Source organism: Sediminibacterium sp. FW305-C-269 (genome assembly GCF_058231045.1).
The window spans coordinates 420,366-441,075 of record NZ_JBIQXQ010000003.1 but is presented as its reverse complement, the minus strand read 5'-3'; the positions used below and the strand labels follow the sequence as shown (position 1 = coordinate 441,075).

General features: G+C 46.6%; 21 protein-coding genes. 14 read left to right on the top strand and 7 right to left on the bottom strand.

All coding sequences use genetic code 11. The features are described from left to right. Positions 1-25 precede the first annotated feature (25 nt). A complete protein-coding gene (gene bioA / locus ACH3Y6_RS11855; protein ID WP_490835826.1) occupies positions 26-1,297 on the top strand; it encodes an adenosylmethionine--8-amino-7-oxononanoate transaminase in 1,272 nt (423 codons plus the stop codon). Here bioA and ACH3Y6_RS11850 read toward each other — a convergent pair whose 3' ends face one another. Together ACH3Y6_RS11850 and ACH3Y6_RS11845 are read right to left on the bottom strand one after the other, a co-directional pair. Beyond that, the gene (locus tag ACH3Y6_RS11850) at positions 1,298-1,789 is read right to left on the bottom strand and encodes an SRPBCC family protein (protein ID WP_490835825.1); all 492 of its coding nucleotides are present in this window, start codon (positions 1,787-1,789) and stop codon (positions 1,298-1,300) included. It lies immediately after the preceding gene. Between the two features lie 3 nt (positions 1,790-1,792). Next, positions 1,793-2,899 (bottom strand): ABC transporter permease, encoded by a 1,107-nt coding sequence (locus ACH3Y6_RS11845; RefSeq protein ID WP_490835824.1) that lies wholly within the window; start codon positions 2,897-2,899, stop codon positions 1,793-1,795. A gap of 112 nt (positions 2,900-3,011) precedes the next feature. Here ACH3Y6_RS11845 and ACH3Y6_RS11840 point away from each other — a divergent pair, with 112 nt between their 5' ends. Next, on the top strand, positions 3,012-3,452 hold the full coding sequence (locus ACH3Y6_RS11840) for an Xre family toxin-antitoxin system antitoxin (protein WP_490835823.1): 441 nt from the start codon (positions 3,012-3,014) through the stop codon (positions 3,450-3,452). Continuing rightward, a complete protein-coding gene (locus ACH3Y6_RS11835) occupies positions 3,449-3,913 on the top strand; it encodes an RES family NAD+ phosphorylase (RefSeq protein ID WP_490835822.1) in 465 nt (154 codons plus the stop codon). The genes ACH3Y6_RS11840 and ACH3Y6_RS11835 overlap by 4 nt, the downstream gene beginning before the upstream one ends. Here ACH3Y6_RS11835 and sppA read toward each other — a convergent pair. Beyond that, a complete protein-coding gene (gene sppA, locus ACH3Y6_RS11830) occupies positions 3,910-5,667 on the bottom strand; it encodes a signal peptide peptidase SppA (protein ID WP_490835821.1) in 1,758 nt (585 codons plus the stop codon). The genes ACH3Y6_RS11835 and sppA overlap by 4 nt on opposite strands. 60 nt (positions 5,668-5,727) lie before the next feature. Between sppA and folK the strand changes: the two genes are divergently transcribed. The 4 genes from folK to ACH3Y6_RS11810 are packed head-to-tail and all read left to right on the top strand — an operon-like array spanning position 5,728 to position 9,119. Beyond that, positions 5,728-6,222, top strand: a complete 495-nt coding sequence (gene folK, locus ACH3Y6_RS11825) for a 2-amino-4-hydroxy-6-hydroxymethyldihydropteridine diphosphokinase (RefSeq protein ID WP_490835820.1) — start codon at positions 5,728-5,730, stop codon at positions 6,220-6,222. Positions 6,223-6,259: 37 nt separating this feature from the next. Continuing rightward, complete coding sequence (locus ACH3Y6_RS11820) at positions 6,260-6,892, top strand: deoxynucleoside kinase (protein ID WP_490835819.1); 633 nt, start codon at positions 6,260-6,262, stop codon at positions 6,890-6,892. A gap of 38 nt (positions 6,893-6,930) precedes the next feature. Further along, positions 6,931-8,178: an MFS transporter gene (locus tag ACH3Y6_RS11815; RefSeq protein ID WP_490835818.1), complete on the top strand. Its 1,248-nt coding sequence runs from the start codon at positions 6,931-6,933 to the stop codon at positions 8,176-8,178. A gap of 44 nt (positions 8,179-8,222) precedes the next feature. Then, positions 8,223-9,119 (top strand): MBL fold metallo-hydrolase, encoded by an 897-nt coding sequence (locus tag ACH3Y6_RS11810; protein WP_490835817.1) that lies wholly within the window; start codon positions 8,223-8,225, stop codon positions 9,117-9,119. Here ACH3Y6_RS11810 and ACH3Y6_RS11805 read toward each other — a convergent pair. Continuing rightward, positions 9,106-9,591 carry a YkgJ family cysteine cluster protein gene (locus tag ACH3Y6_RS11805; RefSeq protein WP_490835816.1) on the bottom strand — a complete coding sequence of 162 codons (486 nt, stop codon included), beginning with the start codon at positions 9,589-9,591 and terminating at the stop codon, positions 9,106-9,108. The genes ACH3Y6_RS11810 and ACH3Y6_RS11805 overlap by 14 nt on opposite strands. A 302-nt stretch (positions 9,592-9,893) precedes the next feature. Between ACH3Y6_RS11805 and gcvP the strand changes: the two genes are divergently transcribed. Continuing rightward, positions 9,894-12,695 (top strand): aminomethyl-transferring glycine dehydrogenase, encoded by a 2,802-nt coding sequence (gcvP, locus tag ACH3Y6_RS11800; protein ID WP_490835815.1) that lies wholly within the window; start codon positions 9,894-9,896, stop codon positions 12,693-12,695. Positions 12,696-12,783: 88 nt separating this feature from the next. Here the strand turns inward: gcvP and ACH3Y6_RS11795 are convergent, their stop codons facing one another. Continuing rightward, positions 12,784-13,215, bottom strand: coding sequence for a hypothetical protein (locus tag ACH3Y6_RS11795; RefSeq protein WP_490835814.1), 432 nt, complete (start codon positions 13,213-13,215; stop codon positions 12,784-12,786). Between the two features lie 231 nt (positions 13,216-13,446). On the opposite strand from ACH3Y6_RS11795, the gene ACH3Y6_RS11790 reads away from it, so the two are divergent. From ACH3Y6_RS11790 to ACH3Y6_RS11780, 3 genes are all read left to right on the top strand, one after another. Beyond that, positions 13,447-13,728, top strand: coding sequence for a hypothetical protein (locus ACH3Y6_RS11790; protein ID WP_490835813.1), 282 nt, complete (start codon positions 13,447-13,449; stop codon positions 13,726-13,728). An 87-nt stretch (positions 13,729-13,815) separates the two neighbouring features. Next, complete coding sequence (locus ACH3Y6_RS11785) at positions 13,816-14,673, top strand: dienelactone hydrolase family protein (protein WP_490835812.1); 858 nt, start codon at positions 13,816-13,818, stop codon at positions 14,671-14,673. Between the two features lie 72 nt (positions 14,674-14,745). Further along, positions 14,746-15,999 (top strand): serine hydrolase, encoded by a 1,254-nt coding sequence (locus ACH3Y6_RS11780; RefSeq protein ID WP_490835811.1) that lies wholly within the window; start codon positions 14,746-14,748, stop codon positions 15,997-15,999. A 17-nt stretch (positions 16,000-16,016) separates the two neighbouring features. Here ACH3Y6_RS11780 and ACH3Y6_RS11775 read toward each other — a convergent pair whose 3' ends face one another. Beyond that, complete coding sequence (locus ACH3Y6_RS11775; RefSeq protein ID WP_490835810.1) at positions 16,017-16,394, bottom strand: hypothetical protein; 378 nt, start codon at positions 16,392-16,394, stop codon at positions 16,017-16,019. Between the two features lie 143 nt (positions 16,395-16,537). Here ACH3Y6_RS11775 and ACH3Y6_RS11770 point away from each other — a divergent pair, with 143 nt between their 5' ends. Beyond that, entirely contained in the window at positions 16,538-16,972 is a 435-nt protein-coding gene (locus tag ACH3Y6_RS11770) for an FKBP-type peptidyl-prolyl cis-trans isomerase (RefSeq protein ID WP_490835809.1), read from the top strand. A 70-nt stretch (positions 16,973-17,042) separates the two neighbouring features. Here ACH3Y6_RS11770 and ACH3Y6_RS11765 read toward each other — a convergent pair whose 3' ends face one another. Further along, positions 17,043-18,971: an ABC-F family ATP-binding cassette domain-containing protein gene (locus tag ACH3Y6_RS11765; RefSeq protein WP_490835808.1), complete on the bottom strand. Its 1,929-nt coding sequence runs from the start codon at positions 18,969-18,971 to the stop codon at positions 17,043-17,045. 149 nt (positions 18,972-19,120) lie between these two features. On the opposite strand from ACH3Y6_RS11765, the gene ACH3Y6_RS11760 reads away from it, so the two are divergent. After that, positions 19,121-19,714, top strand: coding sequence for a bifunctional nuclease family protein (locus ACH3Y6_RS11760; RefSeq protein ID WP_490835807.1), 594 nt, complete (start codon positions 19,121-19,123; stop codon positions 19,712-19,714). Between the two features lie 16 nt (positions 19,715-19,730). After that, positions 19,731-20,609, top strand: a complete 879-nt coding sequence (gene ispE / locus ACH3Y6_RS11755; RefSeq protein ID WP_490835806.1) for a 4-(cytidine 5'-diphospho)-2-C-methyl-D-erythritol kinase — start codon at positions 19,731-19,733, stop codon at positions 20,607-20,609. Positions 20,610-20,710 lie beyond the last annotated feature (101 nt).

Sequence of the window (20,710 nt, the reverse complement as noted above, 5' to 3'; positions counted from 1 at the left end):
GCGTATTGCCAATTACATTTGCCTCATGAGTTTAACAGAAAGAGACCAAAGGGTAATCTGGCATCCCTTTACCCCGCAAAAAAATATGGCAGCACCTGTCCCCATTGTAAAAGCTGCCGGAACACTCTTATACGCCGAAGATGGCAGCACCTATATTGACGCGATCAGTAGCTGGTGGGTAAACCTCCATGGCCATGCACATCCCTATATTGCAGAAAAAATCTACCACCAGGCATTACAACTGGAGCAGGTCATATTTGCCGGATTTACACACGAACCTGCGGTCAGGCTCGCTGAAAGGCTGCTACCATTGTTACCGGGTAACATGAGCCGTGTTTTTTATAGTGACAACGGGTCCACCTCCACAGAAGTAGCCATGAAGATGTCCATACAATACTGGTGGAACCAGGGTGAAACCAACCGAAAAAAAATACTGGCATTCCGGAATTCTTACCATGGAGACACTTTTGGTGCCATGAGTGTAAGCGACCGAAGCGTATTTACCCTGGCTTTTCACGACCTGTTATTTGAGGTGATTTTTATTGATACGCCTACCCTGGAAAACATAGGTGCTATCGAACAACTCCTGCAACAACAGGGTGAAGAGATCGCCGCTTTCATCTATGAACCACTGGTTCAGGGCGCTGGTGGTATAAAGATGTATGAGGCAGCATTGATGAACCGGCTGTTGGCAGCTGTTAAACAATTCCGGATCATTTGTATTGCTGATGAAGTGATGACAGGTTTTGGCAGAACAGGCAAACTGTTTGCCAGTGAATACCTGACCGAACAGCCAGACATCATCTGCCTGAGTAAAGGCCTAACCGGTGGTACCATGGCGCTGGGTGTAACTTCCTGTAACCAGTATATTTACGAAGCATTCGTAAACGATGATGCATTCAAGACTTTTTTCCATGGCCACTCTTTTACAGCCAATCCCCTTGCCTGTACAGCCGCATTAGCCAGTCTGGACCTCCTGGAAAAAGAAAGCTGCCGGCAGAAGATCGAATGGCTCTGCCGATCAAACACAAGCTTCGCCGAAACACTGACCCAAGGTTTTCCTGTAAAAGACATCCGTGTTTGCGGCACTATCCTTGCTTTTGAGGTGACTCAGGGAAAAGATGGATACCTCAATTCGCTCAGCAGTTTCATTACGCAGAAAGCAATGCAAGAAGGCGTATATCTCCGGCCATTGGGCAATACGGTTTACCTGATGCCCCCCTATTGTATTACGGAAGAGGAACTGACCAAGGTATATCAGGTAATCACCGGTATACTGGGGCAACTGAGCCGGTGATTAGTGCTGCTCTGCCAGTTTCTTGAGATGATTAAGATTTGTTTCCATCATGGTGCCCAGTATCTTATCGTTCATCATCGAACCCAACCTTTCCCACGGATACCAGGGCAATTGCTGTTCGAACTGCCACTGAACAACTACCTGGTTTTGAGCGCTGTTGCCGATGATACGAACCGTACTGGTTTGCCTGATGCCTTTTTTGGGGGTCCAGATGGATACCACCGATGAATCTGTGATATTGGTGATCACCACTTCTGTACCGGCAAGATCTGCTTTTACCGGCGAATGGATGGTAACCGAAGCCTGCTTCATACCCTCCATCCAGTTCTTCCATTGTTGAATATCGGCAATATAAGGTTTGATGGAATCTTTTGCGGCCACAATATCTACAGCCCTTGAGACCAGCACATGAGAGGGCAGTAAAATACCTATGAATGAGGCAACCACAAACAATGACAGTACACTAAAAAAAATCAGCTTGATCAGTTTCATACACTACTCCCACTTAAAAGTTTTAAAAGCAACAGCATAGACCACCACTGTCCAGATGCCAAGTATACCCAATTCTTTCCAGCAACTGAGCAAACTGGTCCCTTCAAATGCAATATTGCGCATGGCCGTATTAAAATGTGTCAGTGGTAATATTTTACAGATCGGCTGCAGCCAGGCGGGGAATGCTTCGATGGAGAAAAAAGTTCCAGCCAGCAGGAACTGCGGCAAAGTGATCAGGTTAGCGAACGGCGGGATGGTGCTTTCACTCTTAGCCACACTACTCACAATAAAACCAAAGCCCATGAACAGGATCAGTGCTATGAAACTCAGCACCATGATCTCAAGAAAGGTCTGCAAACCATGTACCAGCGTGAACTGGAACAGGAAATGCCCTACACCGATCACAATCACAGAAGTAAGCATCTGGAACAATACCCGGCTGATGGCTTCGCCCAGTACGATATAGGATCGTTTGATAGGCGTTGCATAAAACCGCTTCAACACCAGTTGCTGCCGCAGGTTAAAAAACAGGAAAGCCACCCCAAAAACTCCGGAACTTAACAAAGAGAAGCCCAACTGTCCGGGAAGGATAAAATCGATGGTACGGTAAATACGACCGGGAATTTTTTGTACCGTATTACTTACCATAGCGATGGTAGGTGCGTTGGCATAGGTCTTTTGATTGAGTCCTGCGATAACAGCATCCAGGATCGACCGGAGTACCTGCAGGTTCTGCGGGCTTACCGCTTCAGAACTCAACAGGCTGATCTTATAAGGTGGATTAGACAGCCCGGATTTCTCAATATTGATCACAGCAGTGATCCTGCCCTTTTCCAGGTCTTCCTGGATCTCAATGTCCGGCTTGCTGACTATTTTGACACCTGCCACCCCCTTGATAGCGGCATATACCGGATTGGCCGTATCTGTATGTTTGTCAAATGCCACATTCAGGGACACTTTACCTCCATTGCCAATAAACCCAAACACCAGGATGAACACCAATGGAAAAGCAATACTGAATATGACCGCCGAGGGACTGCGGAAAATAGCCCGTAAACTACCCCGGGTAATGGCCAGCATTGCCTTGTACTGGCTATAGGTACCTTTCATAATGAATACATTATACAAACAAATCTATCCCATTATTTGCCTATTGAAAAAAAAAGAGCAGGAAACCGAAATATCCGCCAAAAGTCGTATTATTGTACGACAATTGACGGATATGGCAAAAATGCAGAAATATACCGCTCCGAAAGGGAAAACAGCCCGCGTAGAAGAACCAGCCATCATCTATCCTCCGGCAAAGAAACCTGTACAGGTAGCTGATTACACCTATAAAAAAATGAAAAAGGTAGCTGATCTGGTACCTTTTACCCAGGCAGAATGGGCCAATATGCTGCATCTCTCTGAAAGAACGCTGCAGCGTTATGCCAAAAACAACTCTTCCTTTGAAGGCATTTATACTGACCGGATACTGCTGTTGCAGGAAATGATACAGCTGGGGCTGGAAACATTTACGGATGCACAGGCTTTTTACCGCTGGTTAAAAAAGGAGAAGTCGGTGATGGGGCAAACACTCAATTTTGCATCTTTATATTCAGATCGTGGCATACAGGAAATCATTGATCAACTGATCCGTATTCAACAAGGTGTTTACGCATGATGCTTTTTCGTTTTGCACACAGGAAGTTTGCGCAGGACCTCTCCGGAACCGGTGCGCGCCTGAAAGGCGGCAGATGGAACCCTCCGGGCATTCCCGTGATCTATACCAGCGAAACCATATCCCTGGCATTGCTGGAAATACTGGCTAATGCCCATACCCTGGAGGACCTTCGGCTCGTGCAACTCATGGAAATAGAGGTACCGGATAATATTGCCTATCACGACATCCGCTTGCACGGCCTGAAAAAGAACTGGCACCACGATTTTGACTATACCCAATGGATGGGGAAAGAGATACTGCAATCACAGCAAAACTTGTTATGCCGATGCCCATCGGCCATTGTTCATCAGGAACACAACTATCTCATCAATCCGCTCCATACAGATTTCAAAAAAGTGAAACTGGGTAATGCCGCTGATTTTTATTTTGATGAACGTCTGTTCAAACAACAGGCCGTTTAACGGATTGTAACCAAAAACGGCAGCTTTGCCTGCGGTGTACCGATCATTGCCTTCACTTTCCCGAGTTCCTGCAGCGCTTTTAACTGCTCCTCTCCCAGCTCTTCCTTTAAAAGGCTGGTTTTGATCGATCTTTTATAACTGTTCATGATCTGCTCAAAAATGGTCTTTTTCTCCGGGTATTCTTTGATCCGGTATTCACCCAGTTTTGCCATCCGGGCAGCGGAAGCAATTGCATCCTGCAGCGTGCCGATCCTATCCACCAATCCCACATCAATTCCTCGTTTACCGGTCCAAACACGTCCCTGTGCGATGCTGTCGATATATCCGATATCTTTTTTACGCCCTTCGGCCACCCTGCTTTTGAAAGTATGGTATATGGAATCGGTGGCAGCCTGGAAGAATCTTTTTTCTGTTTCATTCAAAGGCCTGTCCCCCCCGCCGGCATCGGCAAACGGGGCTGTCTTTACCCCATCGAATGTAATACCCAGTTTATTTTTGAAGAAAGACTGAAAATTAGGAACGATACTGAATACCCCGATAGATCCTGTGATCGTATTGGCATTGGCAAAAACGGAATCCGCATTACAGGCAATATAATAGCCCCCAGATGCCGCAACATCTCCCATACTTACGACTACAGGTTTCTCTTTTCGAGCCAGTGTGATCTCATGCCAGATCACATCACTCGCCAATGAACTTCCCCCGGGAGAGTTGATCCGGAAAACGATCGCTTTCACGTCATTATCCAATCTTGCTTTACGTATCAACGTACGAAATACATCACTTCCTACCTGATCATGATCTCCATTGCCGGAAACAATATCTCCATCGGCATAGATCAATGCAATTTTTTTGTCGCTGTAAGACTCTTTAAAATCAACAGCCTTACCATAATCACTGAACGTAACAAAATTGATCTTCTCACGCGGGCTGAGTTTCAATTTATCCTGCATCTCCCTTTTTACTTCATCATCGTATTTTACCCCATCCACCAGTTGGTGTGTAACTGCATCCTGCGCTGTTTGTATGGTACCCTGCACCGCCATACTCCTCAACATCGCCGTATCCAGTTTACGCGAAGTGGCGGTTACTGCCAGCAGGTCATTGTACAGATCACCCAGCCAAACGGATGTCTGCAGACGGTTGGCTTCTGTCATCTTTGTTTCACGCAGCGGTTCCGTGGCACTCTTGAACTTACCGGCATAAAAGATCTGTGGCTGTATTTCCAGTTTATCAAGCATACCTTTCAGGAAGATCAGGTTGGAGGAATACCCAAACCACTCTACCCCACCCTGCGGATGACAGTAGATCCTATCGGCCGCACTACCCACATAATACCCTTTCTGAGAGATGGCTTCTCCATAGGCCAGCAGGAATTTTTTACTGGTTTTAAAATCGACCAACGCCTTCCGCAATTCCTCACTGGCGGCAAAACCATTCCGATTATTACCACACAGCACGTAAATACCTTTGATGGCGGAATCGGATTTGGCATAACGGATCATACGCACCATATCATGCAGGGAGGGCCACTCGTTTTCAATACCATTCACCAGAGCATCCAATGGATTATCCCTCGACTGTTCTTTGAATTCGCTGGAAAGATCCAGTACCAACACAGCGTCCTTACCGACAACCGGTTTATCGGCTGTAGTGGCACTGGCAATGATTCCCAATAGAATAAATATCCCGATCACCGTAAAAATGATCAGCGCCAGTAAGGAAGCAAAGAATGTTTTAAAAAAGCCTTGCATAATTTTCGATTAAGTAGTATGAATTTAAAGATATTTGCCCCCTCAAAACCTTTTCCAATTATGAATACAGCTTATTTGCTGATAGGCGGCAATCTTGGCGACCGGTCTGCTTATCTGCAGGAAGCAATTCATTATATTCAACAATCCTGTGGCAATATCGTTCTTTCTTCGGCTATTTACGAAACTGCCGCCTGGGGATTAACGGATCAACCCAATTTTTACAACCAGGCCCTTGCCGTTGCCACCCATCTTCCCCCCGGGGAACTGATGAAAACATTGCTGTCCATAGAGGAATCTATGGGACGCAAAAGAACCGTTAAGCTGGGACCAAGGATCATTGACCTGGATATTTTACTGATCGACGACCTCGTATTGTCCACGAGGTTATTAACATTACCGCATCCGGCTCTCCCGCTGAGAAGATTTGCATTACTGCCTTTATCAGAGATTGCACCGGGGCTGTTACACCCTGTTTTACACAAAACCATCGCACAATTGCTGGACGAATGCACCGATCCGCTTGATGTGCAAAAAAAATCTCACACCACTACCTGATGGCGGTTAATTTTGGCCATCATTGAGCTGCGATTACATGAAGCACCATTTTATCACTGTGGAGGGAAATATCGGCGTGGGCAAAACCACGCTGACGCATTTATTGGCCAAACACTTCAATGCAAGGCTGATACTGGAAGAGTTTGCCGACAACCCCTTCCTCCCAAAATTTTACGAGAACCCGGATCAATATGCTTTTCCGCTGGAACTGTTCTTTATGGCCGAGCGTTATAAGCAACTGAAAGAGATGGTGCATACCAAAGACCTTTTTCAAACCGTGACCATTTCTGATTACCTGTTCACCAAATGCCTTCTTTTTGCCAAGGTGAACCTCCCGGAAGAAGAATTTCGGCTGTACCAGAAACTGTTCGATATCATTCACCAGCAACTGGTCTTCCCGGACATCCTTATCTACCTGCATGCCCCGGTCCAGAAACTGCAATCTAATATACGCAAAAGGAACCGCAGTTATGAGCAGAGCATCCCTGATGAATACCTTTTCAACCTACAGGAAACCTATACCAGCTATATCAAACAGCACAATATCAAAACCATTTTTATTGATGCCAGCAATGCCGATTTCCTGGGCAACGAGAAACATCTGCAGATCGTGATCGATGCGTTGGATAAGGATTACGATGAAGGACAACATTATTTCAGCTTACCTTAGCAAGGTCCTCAAAAATCTTGTCAATCCACTACTGATCCATGACCCATATCCAACAGAAACATGACCCTTTTGCCGCCATGCGGATACCGGAATACAGGCACCTGATGCTGGGACGGTTCCTGTTCATCATGGGACTTCGGATGATGGGCACCCTGGTGGGCTGGTGGATCTACGAACTCACCAATGAACCTTTCGCCATTGGCCTGATCGGTTTATCGGAAGTGATTCCCGCCGTATCTCTTTCCCTGTATGCCGGTCATGTGATTGATATCAGTGAGAAACGAAAATTATTATTGAAAGGCGTATCGCTGTATCTCTGCTGTGCACTATTACTACTGGGCTTATCCACCCGGTATACCGCTACGCAGATCAGCAATCACTGGATCGCATTCAGCATTTATGTCATTATCTTTTTTACGGGCATATTCAGGGCGTTCACAGGTCCCACATTCGGAACCATGCTGGCTTCCATCGTTCCCAAAAACATCCTGCAGAATGCCACTACCTGGAACCAGGGAGTATGGTTATCAGCCTCTGTAACGGGACATGCTACAGTAGGTTTCCTAATAGCCGGCCTTGGCAATACGGGCTCACTGGCTATTATTTGTCTGCTGGTGACTTTGGGGCTCTGCTTCATGTACCTGCTACACCCCAAACCACCGCTGAACGAACCCGGTGAAAAGAAAACATTGGACAGTGTAAAGGAAGGATTGAATTTTGTGTTCCGCACCAAAGAAGTCTTGGGGGCCCTCTCGCTTGACCTGTTTGCAGTATTATTTGGAGGAGCCGTAGCCATGATACCGGTTTTTGCCAAAGACGTATTGAAAACAGGCCCCATCGGTTTCGGCTGGTTGAATGCGGCTTCGGATATCGGTTCCATACTGATCATCGTAACCCTCACCATCGCACCCATGCGCAGCGGACAGGGCAAAAAGCTATTACTGGCAGTGGGCGGCTTCGGATTGTGCATTATCATATTTGCCCTATCCAAAATATTCTGGCTTTCTTTTGCCGTATTAATGCTGAGCGGTATACTCGACGGAATCAGTGTGGTGATCAGGGGTACTATCCTGCAATTGAAAACACCTGACCATATGCGAGGCCGGGTTATGAGTGTAAACTCCATGTTCATCAACAGCAGCAATGAACTGGGCCAGTTCGAAAGCGGTGTGGCCGCCAAACTGATGGGGGTGATCCCTTCCGTGGTTTTCGGCGGTTGTATGACCTTACTGGTGGTAGCCACTACCTGGTTCAAAGCTCCCAGCCTGCGGAAGATGGAATACTAAATTTGCCTATCTTAGTAATCCGTCCTCAACCTAAACCAATACTTATGAAACGTCGCTTATTCCTGCGTAATACAGGACTTACCGCCGGATTACTGGCACTATCTTCCCAGGACCTGTTGGCTGGTTTACTACAACAGCCTGCTTATAAAATAAAAATGCTCCGTGGTGACATAGGTATATTCACAGAAAGAGGCGGTACAATAGGTTTTTACCAGTCGGAAGACGGGTACGTTGTTGTAGACTCGCAGTTTCCCGACCCTGCCAGTCACGTGATAGAAGAACTGAAGAAGCGTAAAGAAATGCCATTCAGGTTTCTGATCAACACCCACCATCATGGTGATCACACCGGTGGGAATATTTCATTCAAAAACATTGCTGAACATGTGGTAGGACATGAGAACTGTTTAGCCAACTACCAACGCGTGGCGGAACAGGCAAAGACCACCGACAAACAACTGTTCCAGGATATCACCTTCAGCAAAAGCTGGAAACAGAAGATCGGTAAAGAAAGTATACGTGCTTATTATTTCGGCGCCGCCCATACGAATGGTGATGCCATTATCCATTTTGAACAGGCTAATATCGCACATATGGGCGACCTGCTGTTTAACCAGCTCTCTCCATTCATCGACAGATCAGCCGGTGCCAACATACAAAACTGGATAAGCGTCATGCAGAAAGCACAGAAAACATTTGATAAGGACACTTTATTCATATTCGGACATGCCGGCGATCCGGAAAAGATCACGGGCTCATTGAACGACCTGGCAGCTTTTGAAGATTACCTGAAAAAACTGCTGGATTTTGTTGACAGCCAGATCAAAGCAGGCAAAAGCAAAGAAGAGATCATCAAATCCCAAGAACTGCCCGGTATCAGCTGGAAGAACAGCGGTGCGGAAAGAAGCCTGACAGCTGCTTATGAAGAGCTTACTTCAAAGTAGTCATCAGTTTCTCCAGTACAAAATAAACTGCGGGACAAAAAGTCGAATTCTTTAACGTGATGGCGGGCCGTTTCAGCAATACGTCCTCATCGGTATAGGGAAAACGCTGGCAGTCAGACGGCCTTGTGTCATAGATGGAACAATAGTTATCGCTTCCCAGAAAAGGGCATGGTTTGCTTTTGGCCACGTAATCACCCTCATCATCCAGGTAGAGATAGGTCTCGATAAAATCACCTTCCTTCATCCCCAGGTATTTGCTGATGCGTTTGATATCAGGGGTTTTGAACCGGGGAGAATAATTCTTGCAGCAATTGGCGCAGGTTAAACAATCAATTTCCTCAAAAGCGGCTTCGTGCAGGTCGGGCAGCAGTTTCAGTACCCTGTTCTTATTGGCCCGCTGCAAGAACTGTTTGTACTGTTTCTGGTGCTCCCCACTCCTTTTTTCCCAGTTTTCCATGATGATTTCGCTCATACTTTGCCGGATAGAACCACAAGATTAGCAGGATTTACCGGTTTTTCCGAAAAATCCTCTAACACAGCGCAGTCATGCACTGTTTACACAATCCACTCCCTATCCCCAAGTTCAACAAAAGCTTTATTATCCTCATTTATCATCTTACCTTTGCGGCGATTTACTTCTTTGCCTGCTTTCGGGGCCCCCTGAAAAGCGACAAAATCACCTCAAACTATAGACGCACTATGAATCTATTTGAACAGCATTCCACAGAATTCCAGGGCAGGCACATCGGACCCAACAGCGCAGACACAAAACAAATGTTAGCCACAATCGGGGCTGGCTCACTGGACGAGCTGATCAGTAAAACCGTTCCTGACTCTATCCGCATCAAAGGCGACATGAAGATACCCGCCGCCATCAGTGAATTTGAGTACCTGAGCGAATTGAAAAAAACAGCATCGAAAAACAAATTATACAAAAATTATATAGGTCAGGGTTATTATGGTACAATCACGCCAAGCGTGATCCTTCGTAATGTTTTTGAGAATCCGGGATGGTACACCCAGTACACCCCTTACCAGGCGGAGATCTCCCAGGGACGACTGGAGAGCCTGCTGAATTTCCAGACCATGGTGGCCGATCTGACGGCTTTACCCATTGCCAATGCCTCATTACTGGATGAAGCCACTGCTGCCGCGGAAGCGATGGCCATGATCTTTCACCATGTGAACAAAACAGAGGTGATCAGCAAACCCAAACTGTTTGTTGACAATGCTGTTTTCCCGCAAACCAAAGATGTACTGGTTACCCGCGCACAACCCATTGGCGTGGAGCTGGTATATGGTGATTACAAGACTGTCCAACTGGACAACACTTATTTTGGTGCACTGATCCAATACCCGAACGACAATGGCTCTGTGGAGGATTATCGTGTTTTTATCGCCAATGTTCACGCTGTGGACGGGCAGGTGATCATGGCCACAGACCTGCTGGCGCTTACGGTACTCACCGCACCGGGAGAACTGGGTGCAGATGTGGCCATTGGCTCGGCACAACGTTTGGGTGTTCCCATGGGTTTTGGCGGACCACATGCCGCTTTTTTTGCTACCAAAGATGATTTTAAACGAGGCATGCCAGGCCGACTGATCGGCGTGAGTATCGATGCACAGGGCAACCGTGCCTTACGTATGGCCCTGCAGACACGCGAACAACATATCAAACGGGAAAAAGCCACTTCCAATATCTGTACCGCACAGGCATTACTGGCCAATATGGCCGCCATGTATGCCGTATATCATGGGCCGGAAGGATTGAAAAATATTGCCTCCCGCATACATATACTGGCACAGGCTGTTGCCAACGGACTGGGCAAACTGGGAATTAAACAAAACAATACCGCATTCTTCGACACTTTACAGATCAGTGGTGTACAGGCGGAATCTGTGAAAACCATGGCTGAAAAATACCATACCAATTTCCGCTATTTCGCCAATGGTAATATCGGGATCAGCCTGGACGAGACCAGCACCGTGGAAGATGCCAATACCATCCTGAAAATATTTGAAGCCGTAACAGAAAAAAGCACCGGACACCAACTGGCTGCCAAAGAGCTTTCACCTGTTACCTACCAGTTCCCTGCAGATCTTCAGCGAAGCTCGGCGTATCTCACACATCCCGTATTTAATACACACCGCAGCGAGAGCCAGATGATGCGTTACATCAAATCGCTCGAAAACAAGGACCTTTCACTGAATACCAGCATGATCAGTCTCGGAAGCTGTACCATGAAACTGAATGCCGCTACAGAAATGATCCCGGTTAGCTGGCCTGAATTTGGCGGTCTGCATCCTTTTGTGCCGGCGAACCAGACAGCAGGTTACCAGCAGATCATTGACGAGCTGAACAGCTACCTCTGCGAGATCACCGGTTTTACCGCCTGCAGTTTGCAACCTAACAGCGGCGCCCAGGGAGAATATGCCGGCCTGCTTACCATACGCTCCTATCACGCAGCCAGAAAAGAAAGTCATCGGAATGTGGTACTGATCCCCATCAGTGCCCACGGCACCAACCCTGCAAGCGCTGTCATGTGCGGTTTCCATGTAGTGGTAGTGAAATGCGACGAAGCCGGTAATATCGATGTGGCCGACCTGAAAGCAAAAGCAGAACAATACAAAGACACACTCGGAGCACTGATGGTGACCTACCCATCCACCCACGGTGTATTTGAAGAGACCATACGCAATATCTGCCAGATCATTCACGACAATGGCGGATTAGTGTACATGGATGGCGCCAATATGAACGCGCAGGTCGGACTTACCAGCCCCGGAATGATCGGAGCCGATGTATGTCACCTGAACCTGCACAAAACTTTCGCTATCCCGCATGGCGGCGGCGGTCCCGGAATGGGCCCCATCTGCGTGAACGATAAACTGGCCCCCTACTTACCAGGCCACCCGGCACTGCATACTACCGGCTCTGTCAGTGCCGCACCTTATGGTTCTGCCAGTATCCTGCTGATCAGTTACGGGTATATTAAAATGCTGGGAGCAACAGGCCTGCGCCAGTCAACCGAATATGCGATCCTGAACGCCAACTATATGAAAGCCCGGTTAGAGAAATATTACAAGATCCTTTACACCGGCTCCAATGGCACTTGTGCACACGAATTCATCGTGGACCTGCGTCCATTCAAACAATCGGTAGGTATTGAGGCAGAGGATGTGGCCAAACGTCTGATCGACTACGGATTCCACGCTCCAACCCTCAGTTTCCCTGTTGCCGGCACCATCATGATCGAACCAACCGAGAGTGAAGACAAAGGCGAACTGGACCGTTTCTGCGATGCCCTGATCTCCATCTACGAAGAGATCAAAGCCATCGAAGAAGGTAAATCAGACAAAACCGACAACCCGTTGAAAAATGCCCCACATACACAGGCTGTAGTATGTGACGATGAATGGAAACATACTTACAGCCGTAAACAGGCCGCTTTCCCGCTATACTATGTTACCCAGAACAAGTTCTGGCCAAGTGTGGCAAGGGTAAATAATACCCATGGCGATCGTAACCTGATCTGTACCTGCGAGCCCGTTTCCTCTTATATGGAAAATGCATAGGGAATATTGAACAGGGAATGCTGAATGTTGAAGTCGATTTTGATCGATGATTCCAATATTCAGCATTCCTTTTTATTTATAGCAAGATTTACCTGACTCGTTTGTATGCCGACTGGCTTAACCTACGCACTTCATCTTCCAGCAGGAAGATGATCTTGTCTTTATCAGTCAGCATCGTTTCCATCCGCTCCAATTGCCGGTTCAGCAGTTTGATCACATCATCTTTGGACGCAAAATAGGTCTGCTGTTCCTCGTTAAGCTCCGTAATAGCTGGCTGTTTGCCCAAGGAGGCGTTGATGGGAACCGACAATAACATTTTCCCTTTACCCGTAACCAACCAAACCAGGCTCAGGTCGGGATACTGTTCCTTGATCTTTTCGAGAATATCCGAACCCACAGAACCCTTTCCTTTCAGTTGTTTACCCAGGTATCCATTCGACAGATCGCAACTACGCTCAAAAGCATAGGCTGAAACATTACTGTAAATCAAATAGTCCTGCAGTCTTTCGATTAATCGCATCAGGTATAAATACGTTAGAAAATAGGTGATGAAACCATATGAAATTCATCGACTAAATGGTAATATTGTATCTCATATAACCATTACGAAATAAGTAGAATCCACTAAACCCTGCAATGCGGTTTATACCTAATCTGCCTGTTTTTTTCACGGAGCAATGAATTCCATGAAGCAGATTCAACTATTATTTTTTGTGTCGTAAGGTAAGCTCCAATAATCCCTGTTATTAAGATGGCACAGAAACAAAACATTGCATCACAATTACTTAGCAGTAAAGAAATTGCAGATCCCCAACTGGTAATCGATGAATTTTTCGATTTTGCCCACCTGCCCGAGATTCGGGAATTGCTTTGGGAATGGCTGAAAGTTACCGTTACAGGCACTTATCACAAAGAGTTAAATGCATCGGAGCGCTCCTCCATCCTAACCCTGTACGAAAAACTAAGTAAGTTGGTTGAAGCGGCACATATCCTGCACACAACACCGAAAAGCAAAATGGGTGCTCAGAAATAAAGTTTACGCGTAAGAAGGTTCCACAGAACGAACGACCTGCTTGTGCTACCCGCTTTTCTGTTTATATTTAATACCCAAACCCATATCATGGATCAGCGTATTATTAACCTGTATGACGAGTACACCCATCAGCCATTAAGCAGGGACGAATTTTTAAAACGGCTGGCCGCCATCACCGGAAGTATGGCCCTGGCTTTATCAATCACCCCGCTGCTCGAATCCAATCACGCCAAAGCCGCCACCATCGCGGAAGACGATGAGGAACTGGATACGGAAATGATCTCTTATGAAGTCAACGACATTGTGATGTTCGCGTACACGGCCAAGCCCAAAAAGAAAATGAATATGGGCGCAGTTATGGTGATACATGAGAACCGAGGTCTGAACGACCATATCAAAGATGTGACCCGCCGCCTGGCCAAAGCCGGTTACCTGGCCATGGCGCCTGATGCGCTTTCAGAAGCCGGCGGCACGCCTGCAAACGAAGATGAAGCACGCAAATTATTCACAACGCTGGATGCTAAAAAAAATCTGGACAACTTTGTCAAATCAGTTGAGTTGCTGCGGGCACGCAAAGAAACCAACCGAAAAGTAGGCTGTGTGGGTTTTTGCTGGGGTGGCGCATTGACCAACCAGATAGCGGTAAACTCATCCAGGCTGAATGCTGCCGTGGCTTTTTATGGCAAACAACCCGATCCGGCAGACGTTCCTAAAATCAAAGCGCCGCTACAGTTGCACTATGCCGGACTGGATGAACGTGTAAACGCTGGTATTCCGGCGTTTGAAGAGGCATTGAAAAAAGCTGGCACCCGGTACGAACTCTATCTCTATCCCGGCGTAAACCACGCTTTCCATAACGATACATCTGAAGCACGCTACAATGCCGATGCCGCCCTGCATGCCTGGAAACGCACACTCGACTTCTTTCAAGCCAACCTGAGCTAACGAGTAGTAAGAGGATGCAGTAAGTTATCTTTTACTATTCATTACCAACAAACAGTCCTTCAAATATTCCTTATGTCTATCCGTAAAACCGTTACATTACTAATGCTCTTCTCCTGCCTGTTATCCCGGGCAACGGCACAGGAAAAAACAGATGAATGGTTGCTGCAATTGCTCAGAGCCCAGGGATCCCCGCTTTTACAGCATGTGCTCAATCATCCGGACAGCTTCCAATACCAGATCATCTACACGGAAATCAACAGGGATAAAAACAACAAGCCCCACTTTAAAAATCATTATGTACAGGTTGACCGTAACCGTTATTATAATCCTGCCTCAACAGTAAAACTTCCGACTGCATTGATTGCGCTGGAAAAACTGAATACGTTTCGCAAACCCGGACTGAGTATTTTTTCAGGTATGCTCACGGACAGTTCCTTTAGTGCGCAGACGGCTGTTAAAAAAGATACCTCAGCAGCTGATGGAATGCCTTCTATCGCCAACTATATCAGGAAAATATTCCTGGTTAGTGACAACGATGCTTACAACCGTTTATACGAATTCAACGGACAGGACCAGCTGAACGGACTACTGCACCAGAAAGGGTATAAAGATGTTCGTATTGTCCGGCGTTTTGTTACCATGAACGAAGAAGAGAACCGCCATACCAATGCCATCAGTTTTCTGAACCAGGGCGACACCGTTTTACGTTTACTACCCCATTACAGCAGTATGGATTTTGATTACAGCAAGCAGGTCCTGGTCGGCAAGGCTCACTACAACCGGTACGATTCATTGATCAATGCACCATTTGATTTTACCCGACATAATAACCTTCCTCTTGAAGACCTGAGGCTGATGTTACAATCCGTATTGTTCCCCAAGTCGGTTGCTAGTCATCAACGATTTAATATTGGAAAAAAAGACAGAAATTTCCTGTTACAATACATGTCAGAATACCCTTCCGAAAGCAACCATCCCAAATATGACACTACTGAATTCTTCGACAGTTACTGCAAATTTTTTCTATATAAATCAGAAAGATTAAAACCACCGGCTAATATCCGCATATTTAATAAACCCGGATGGAGTTATGGCTACCTGACCGATGCAGCTTATATCGTTGATTTTGATACCCGGACGGAACTAATGCTCAGCGCCGTTATTTATGTGAACCGCGATGGAGTTCTCAACGATGATAAATATGAATATAAGGAAATCGGATATCCGTTCTTTAAAGAGATCGGTGAGATTCTGTTACAGTATGACAGGAACCGGCTACGCAAAACAAAACCCAACCTGGATGAATTCAGGTTCGTGTACCGGTAAAATAGAAACACGGTAGTTTATTCCTCCTCTACCAGGTCTTTGTCGGCTTTCAGGTATTCGATAAAACCCTGTTTGGTCCAGGCTTTTTTCTCTTCTATCCAGAGGCAAACGTGGTTGTCTACTTTAGACAGAATCTGCCATGCCTGTAAAGAAAGCTGTGCATCTTTGGGCGATTTCTTGAAAGTAGCTGAAACATCATCACCCAGTTTAGCAATAATCTTGCCGTTCTTTTTGCGAAATGTATCGTTGAAGAATTTACCTGCCGGGCCCGTTTGTTTGCCAAAAACGCAATTACCCAGGATCAGGCCGATTACTTTTTCCCGGGTAAGGTCGAGGATCATGTTCTGGTACAAATAAGCGATCGTTTCTCCGTTCTTATTAACTATGCTTGTCATTGGGGCTATTACTAATCAGCCCACAAGGTAGCCGTAACAAAATTACTGGGAAAGGGAAAATGAAAAAATAATGAAAACATAATATTAGGAGCACTTCCCAACCTCTTTGCGGCAATGCATATATTTGCAAAAAGTAAAATAATATGGGTGTAGCAGAACAACTAGCGCAACTGAAAGCTGAAAAATCAGACGCCAACCTGAAAGCAGGACAGGATTTCCTCGCAAAAAACAAAGAAAGGGCGGAAGTAACGGAATTGCCCAGCGGTTTACAATACGAAATATTGGTTAACGGTGCCGGCGAAAAACCTCTGGCACATAATGAAGTTACCTGTCATTACCACGGAACCCTGATCGATGGTACCATTTTCGACAGTTCTGTACAAAGAGGAAAACCAGCTTCTTTTCCTTTGAATATGGTCATCAAGGGCTGGACAGAAGGATTACAACTGATGCCGACCGGAAGCAAGTTCCGCTTCTTTATTCCCCCGCATCTCGGCTACGGCGACCGCCAGGTAAGTGCCCAGATCGGACCAAACAGCACACTGATCTTCGATGTGGAGTTAATCAGCTTCATCTGATCAAAAAAAATTGAGGAAATTCTGGCTACCCAAAACCATAGCCAAAATTTCCTCAATCAACTGGTAACTATTATTTACCCTCCATCTCACTCAACTCCAGCCACCGCAATTCTTTTTTTTCCAATAAGCGATCTATCTCCAGTATCCGCCCGCTCAGTTTATTCAGGTCCTCGAAAGACAAGTTACCCGACCCCATCTGCTCCGTGACCTGTTTCTTTTCGGCCTCCAGTTCAGGCAATTCCTTCTCCAGCTGTTCAAACTCACGCTTTTCCTTGAAACTCATCTTCTTTTTTACAGCCTGCTCCTTTTTGGCCACAGGCATTTCAAGAGTAACAACAGCAGATTCCGTGCTTTCACCTTTACTCTTACGCTCTTCCAGCACATCCCACTTATTCTCTTTCTTCTCATTGTCCTTCACCCACAATCGGTACTGCGTATAGTTACCCGGGAAATCACGTACTTCACCATCCCCTTCAAAAACGAACAGGTGATCTACCAGGCGGTCCATGAAATACCTGTCGTGACTCACAATCAGAACACAACCCTGGTAATCGCTCAAAAAGTTTTCCAGTACAGCCAGCGTTGGCAGGTCCAGGTCGTTGGTCGGCTCATCCAGGATCAGAAAGTTCGGATTCGTGAACAAAACGGTCAATAACTGCAATCTTTTCTTCTCTCCCCCGCTTAAAGCATTCAGGTAGGTATATTGTTTATCTGGCGTGAAGAGGAACAGTTCCAGGAACTGCGCCGCACTTAAACTTCCGCCATTGGCCAATGGAAAATTCTCGGCAAAAGTCTTCACATATTCGATCACACGCATATTCTCTTTGATTACCAGTCCCTGCTGTGAGAAGTTCCCGAAAACAACCGTATCACCGATATTGATCTTACCGCTATCCGCTGGCTCAATTTGTTGCAACATATTCAGGAACGTAGACTTACCTACCCCATTCTTACCAACGATACCGATCCTTTCCCCTTTGCTGAACGTGTAATCAAACCCTTTTAAGATGGGAAGTTCACCGTAACTTTTATACACTTTTTTCATCTCCACCACTTTACCACCCAGACGGCTCATTTTCATCTGCAGTTGCAGCTGTGCATCTTCTATCCGTTGTTTTGCACGGGCCTCTACTTCATAAAAATTATCCTGCCGGCTTTTGCTTTTGGTGGTACGGGCCTTGGGTTGCTTGCGCATCCATTCCAATTCTTTCCGGTATTCGTTCTTGGCTTTGTCGATACTGGCCTGCTCGCTCTCGATCCTGGCAGCTTTCTTTTCGATATAATTCTCGTAGTCGCCATGATACACATACATATTTTCTCTTTCCAGTTCCCATATCTCTTCACTAACGGCATCCAGAAAATAACGGTCGTGGGTCACCAGTAACAAGGTTACATTTTCCTGATTCAGGTAGTTCTCCAGCCATTCGATCATTTCCACATCGAGGTGGTTCGTAGGCTCATCCATCATCAGCAGCGTATGCTTATGGTCGAAGCCAATATCGATCAGTGTCTTGGCCAGGGCCACCCTTTTCCTTTGCCCGCCGCTCAGGTCGCGAACCGGCTGTTCCAGGTGGTGGATATTCAGTTTGGTCAGGATCTGCTTCACCTTTACTTCAAAATCCCAGGCATTCAGGTCGTCCATTTTGCCGAACAGTTCACTCAAAGCCACACCATCCTCCGTCTCACTGGCCACTTCGTAGGCGCGTATCACATTCATCACCGGATGATCGGTATGAAAGATATTCTCCAATACCGTCTTGCTTTCATCAAATCTGGGCTCCTGCTCAAACAGGGCAACAGTCACATCCTTATGAATAAACAGTTTACCCTCATCCGGGGTTTCATCGCCGTTCAGGATCCGCAACAGGGTTGATTTACCCACCCCGTTACGGGCGATCAGGGCTATTTTATCGCCCTCGTTGATATGAAAGGAAATATTCTTGAACAGGGGATTGATCCCATAACTCTTCGTCAGGCCTTCCGCAGAAACATAATGCATGCGGCAAAACTACGGTAATGCCGAATAATAATGCGCCCCCCGGCATTCATCATTCACCACTCCTTGCTCAATATTCATCATTCCCTACTCCGCATTTTCGCTACTTTCCCTGTTTTCGTGTTTTCATTATACGTATTTTTGTGATATCTATGAAGAAGATAGAACTGGAAATCGTGGCCCTGTCGCATAGCATCACCCAAACCCATTCTTATGCAGTGGTATTGGGTGAGGTCAATGGTTTGCGCCGTTTACCCATTGTGATCGGCGGTTTTGAAGCGCAGGCTATTGCCGTTGCGCTGGAACACATGCAACCCAGCAGGCCACTCACGCACGACCTGATGAAGAACTTCATGAATGCCTTCAACGTAGAACTGCAGGAAATTATCATCAGCGACCTGCAGGAAGGAATATTTTACTCCAAACTGGTCTGTTTCACCGAGCACGATACCGTTGAGATAGACAGTCGCACCAGTGATGCCCTGGCGCTGGCCGTACGCTTCGGATGCCCCATCTACACCTATGAACATATCCTCGAAAATGCGGGTATCCTGATGGAGGATGGCACACCCAAAAAAAACAAAGGCGAAGCCGTAGGTGTTGAAGAAACTGCGGCCGGCGGAAGTCATGAAGACCTGAGCAGCATGAACCTGGAGCAGTTACAAACCTTACTGAATGATGTCCTGGAGCAGGAAGACTATATTCGTGCCATCTCTATCCGGGATGAAATCAACAAACGAAAATGATTACGGTGAATAGTGAATGGAGAATGGCAATGATACATTCACCATTCACCACTCACCATTCCTCATTCACAAATACCCAATGGTTCTCTTCCCCAACTGCAAGATCAATCTCGGACTGCATATCATCCGGAAACGGGAGGATGGTTACCACGACCTGGAAACAATTTTTTATCCCATAGCCCTCAAAGATGCCCTGGAAGGCATCCGGACAGAAGGTGGGGGTATCCAGTTCACCAGTTCAGGTTTACCCGTTGCCGGTAACCCGCATGATAACCTTTGTGTAAAAGCCTATCACCTGCTGCAAAAAGATTTTCCTGATCTACCCGGTTTACAGGTGCACCTGCATAAACAGATACCCATGGGGGCCGGACTGGGCGGCGGAAGTGCCGACGGCGCCTTCATGCTGCTGCTCATTAACCGGCTCTGCAACCTGGAACTTAGCCAGGCACGGTTGATCCGTTATGCCCTGCAACTTGGCAGCGACTGTCCTTTTTTCATCCTGAACCAGCCCTGTTTTGCCGAGGGCCGGGGCGAGCGGATGCAGCCCATCCCGCTGGACCTTTCCGCTTACCGTTTTGTACTCATCAATCCCGGCATCCATGTCTCCACAGCCCAGGCATTCGCGGGTATCAGTCCCAAAAAACCAGCGCAGCCCATCACCACGATCACCTCTCTTCCTGTAACCGAATGGAAAAACAGGCTGGTAAATGATTTCGAAAAACACGTAACAGCCATACACCCCGCCATCAGTGCAGCCAAAGACGAATTATATGCCCGGGGAGCCCTCTATGCAGCTATGACCGGCAGCGGAAGTACGGTATATGGCATCTTCCCCAGGAGTACCCGGCCCCGGATACAAGCCAGCCAAAACTGGCAGGTATTCGAAACAGAATAACAATCGTTAGTATGCATAATTGATAATATTCAATCTTTCTTTGATTTAATTGAATATTATTAACCTATCTGGATAATTTATTTAAACAATCTTTCGTAAAG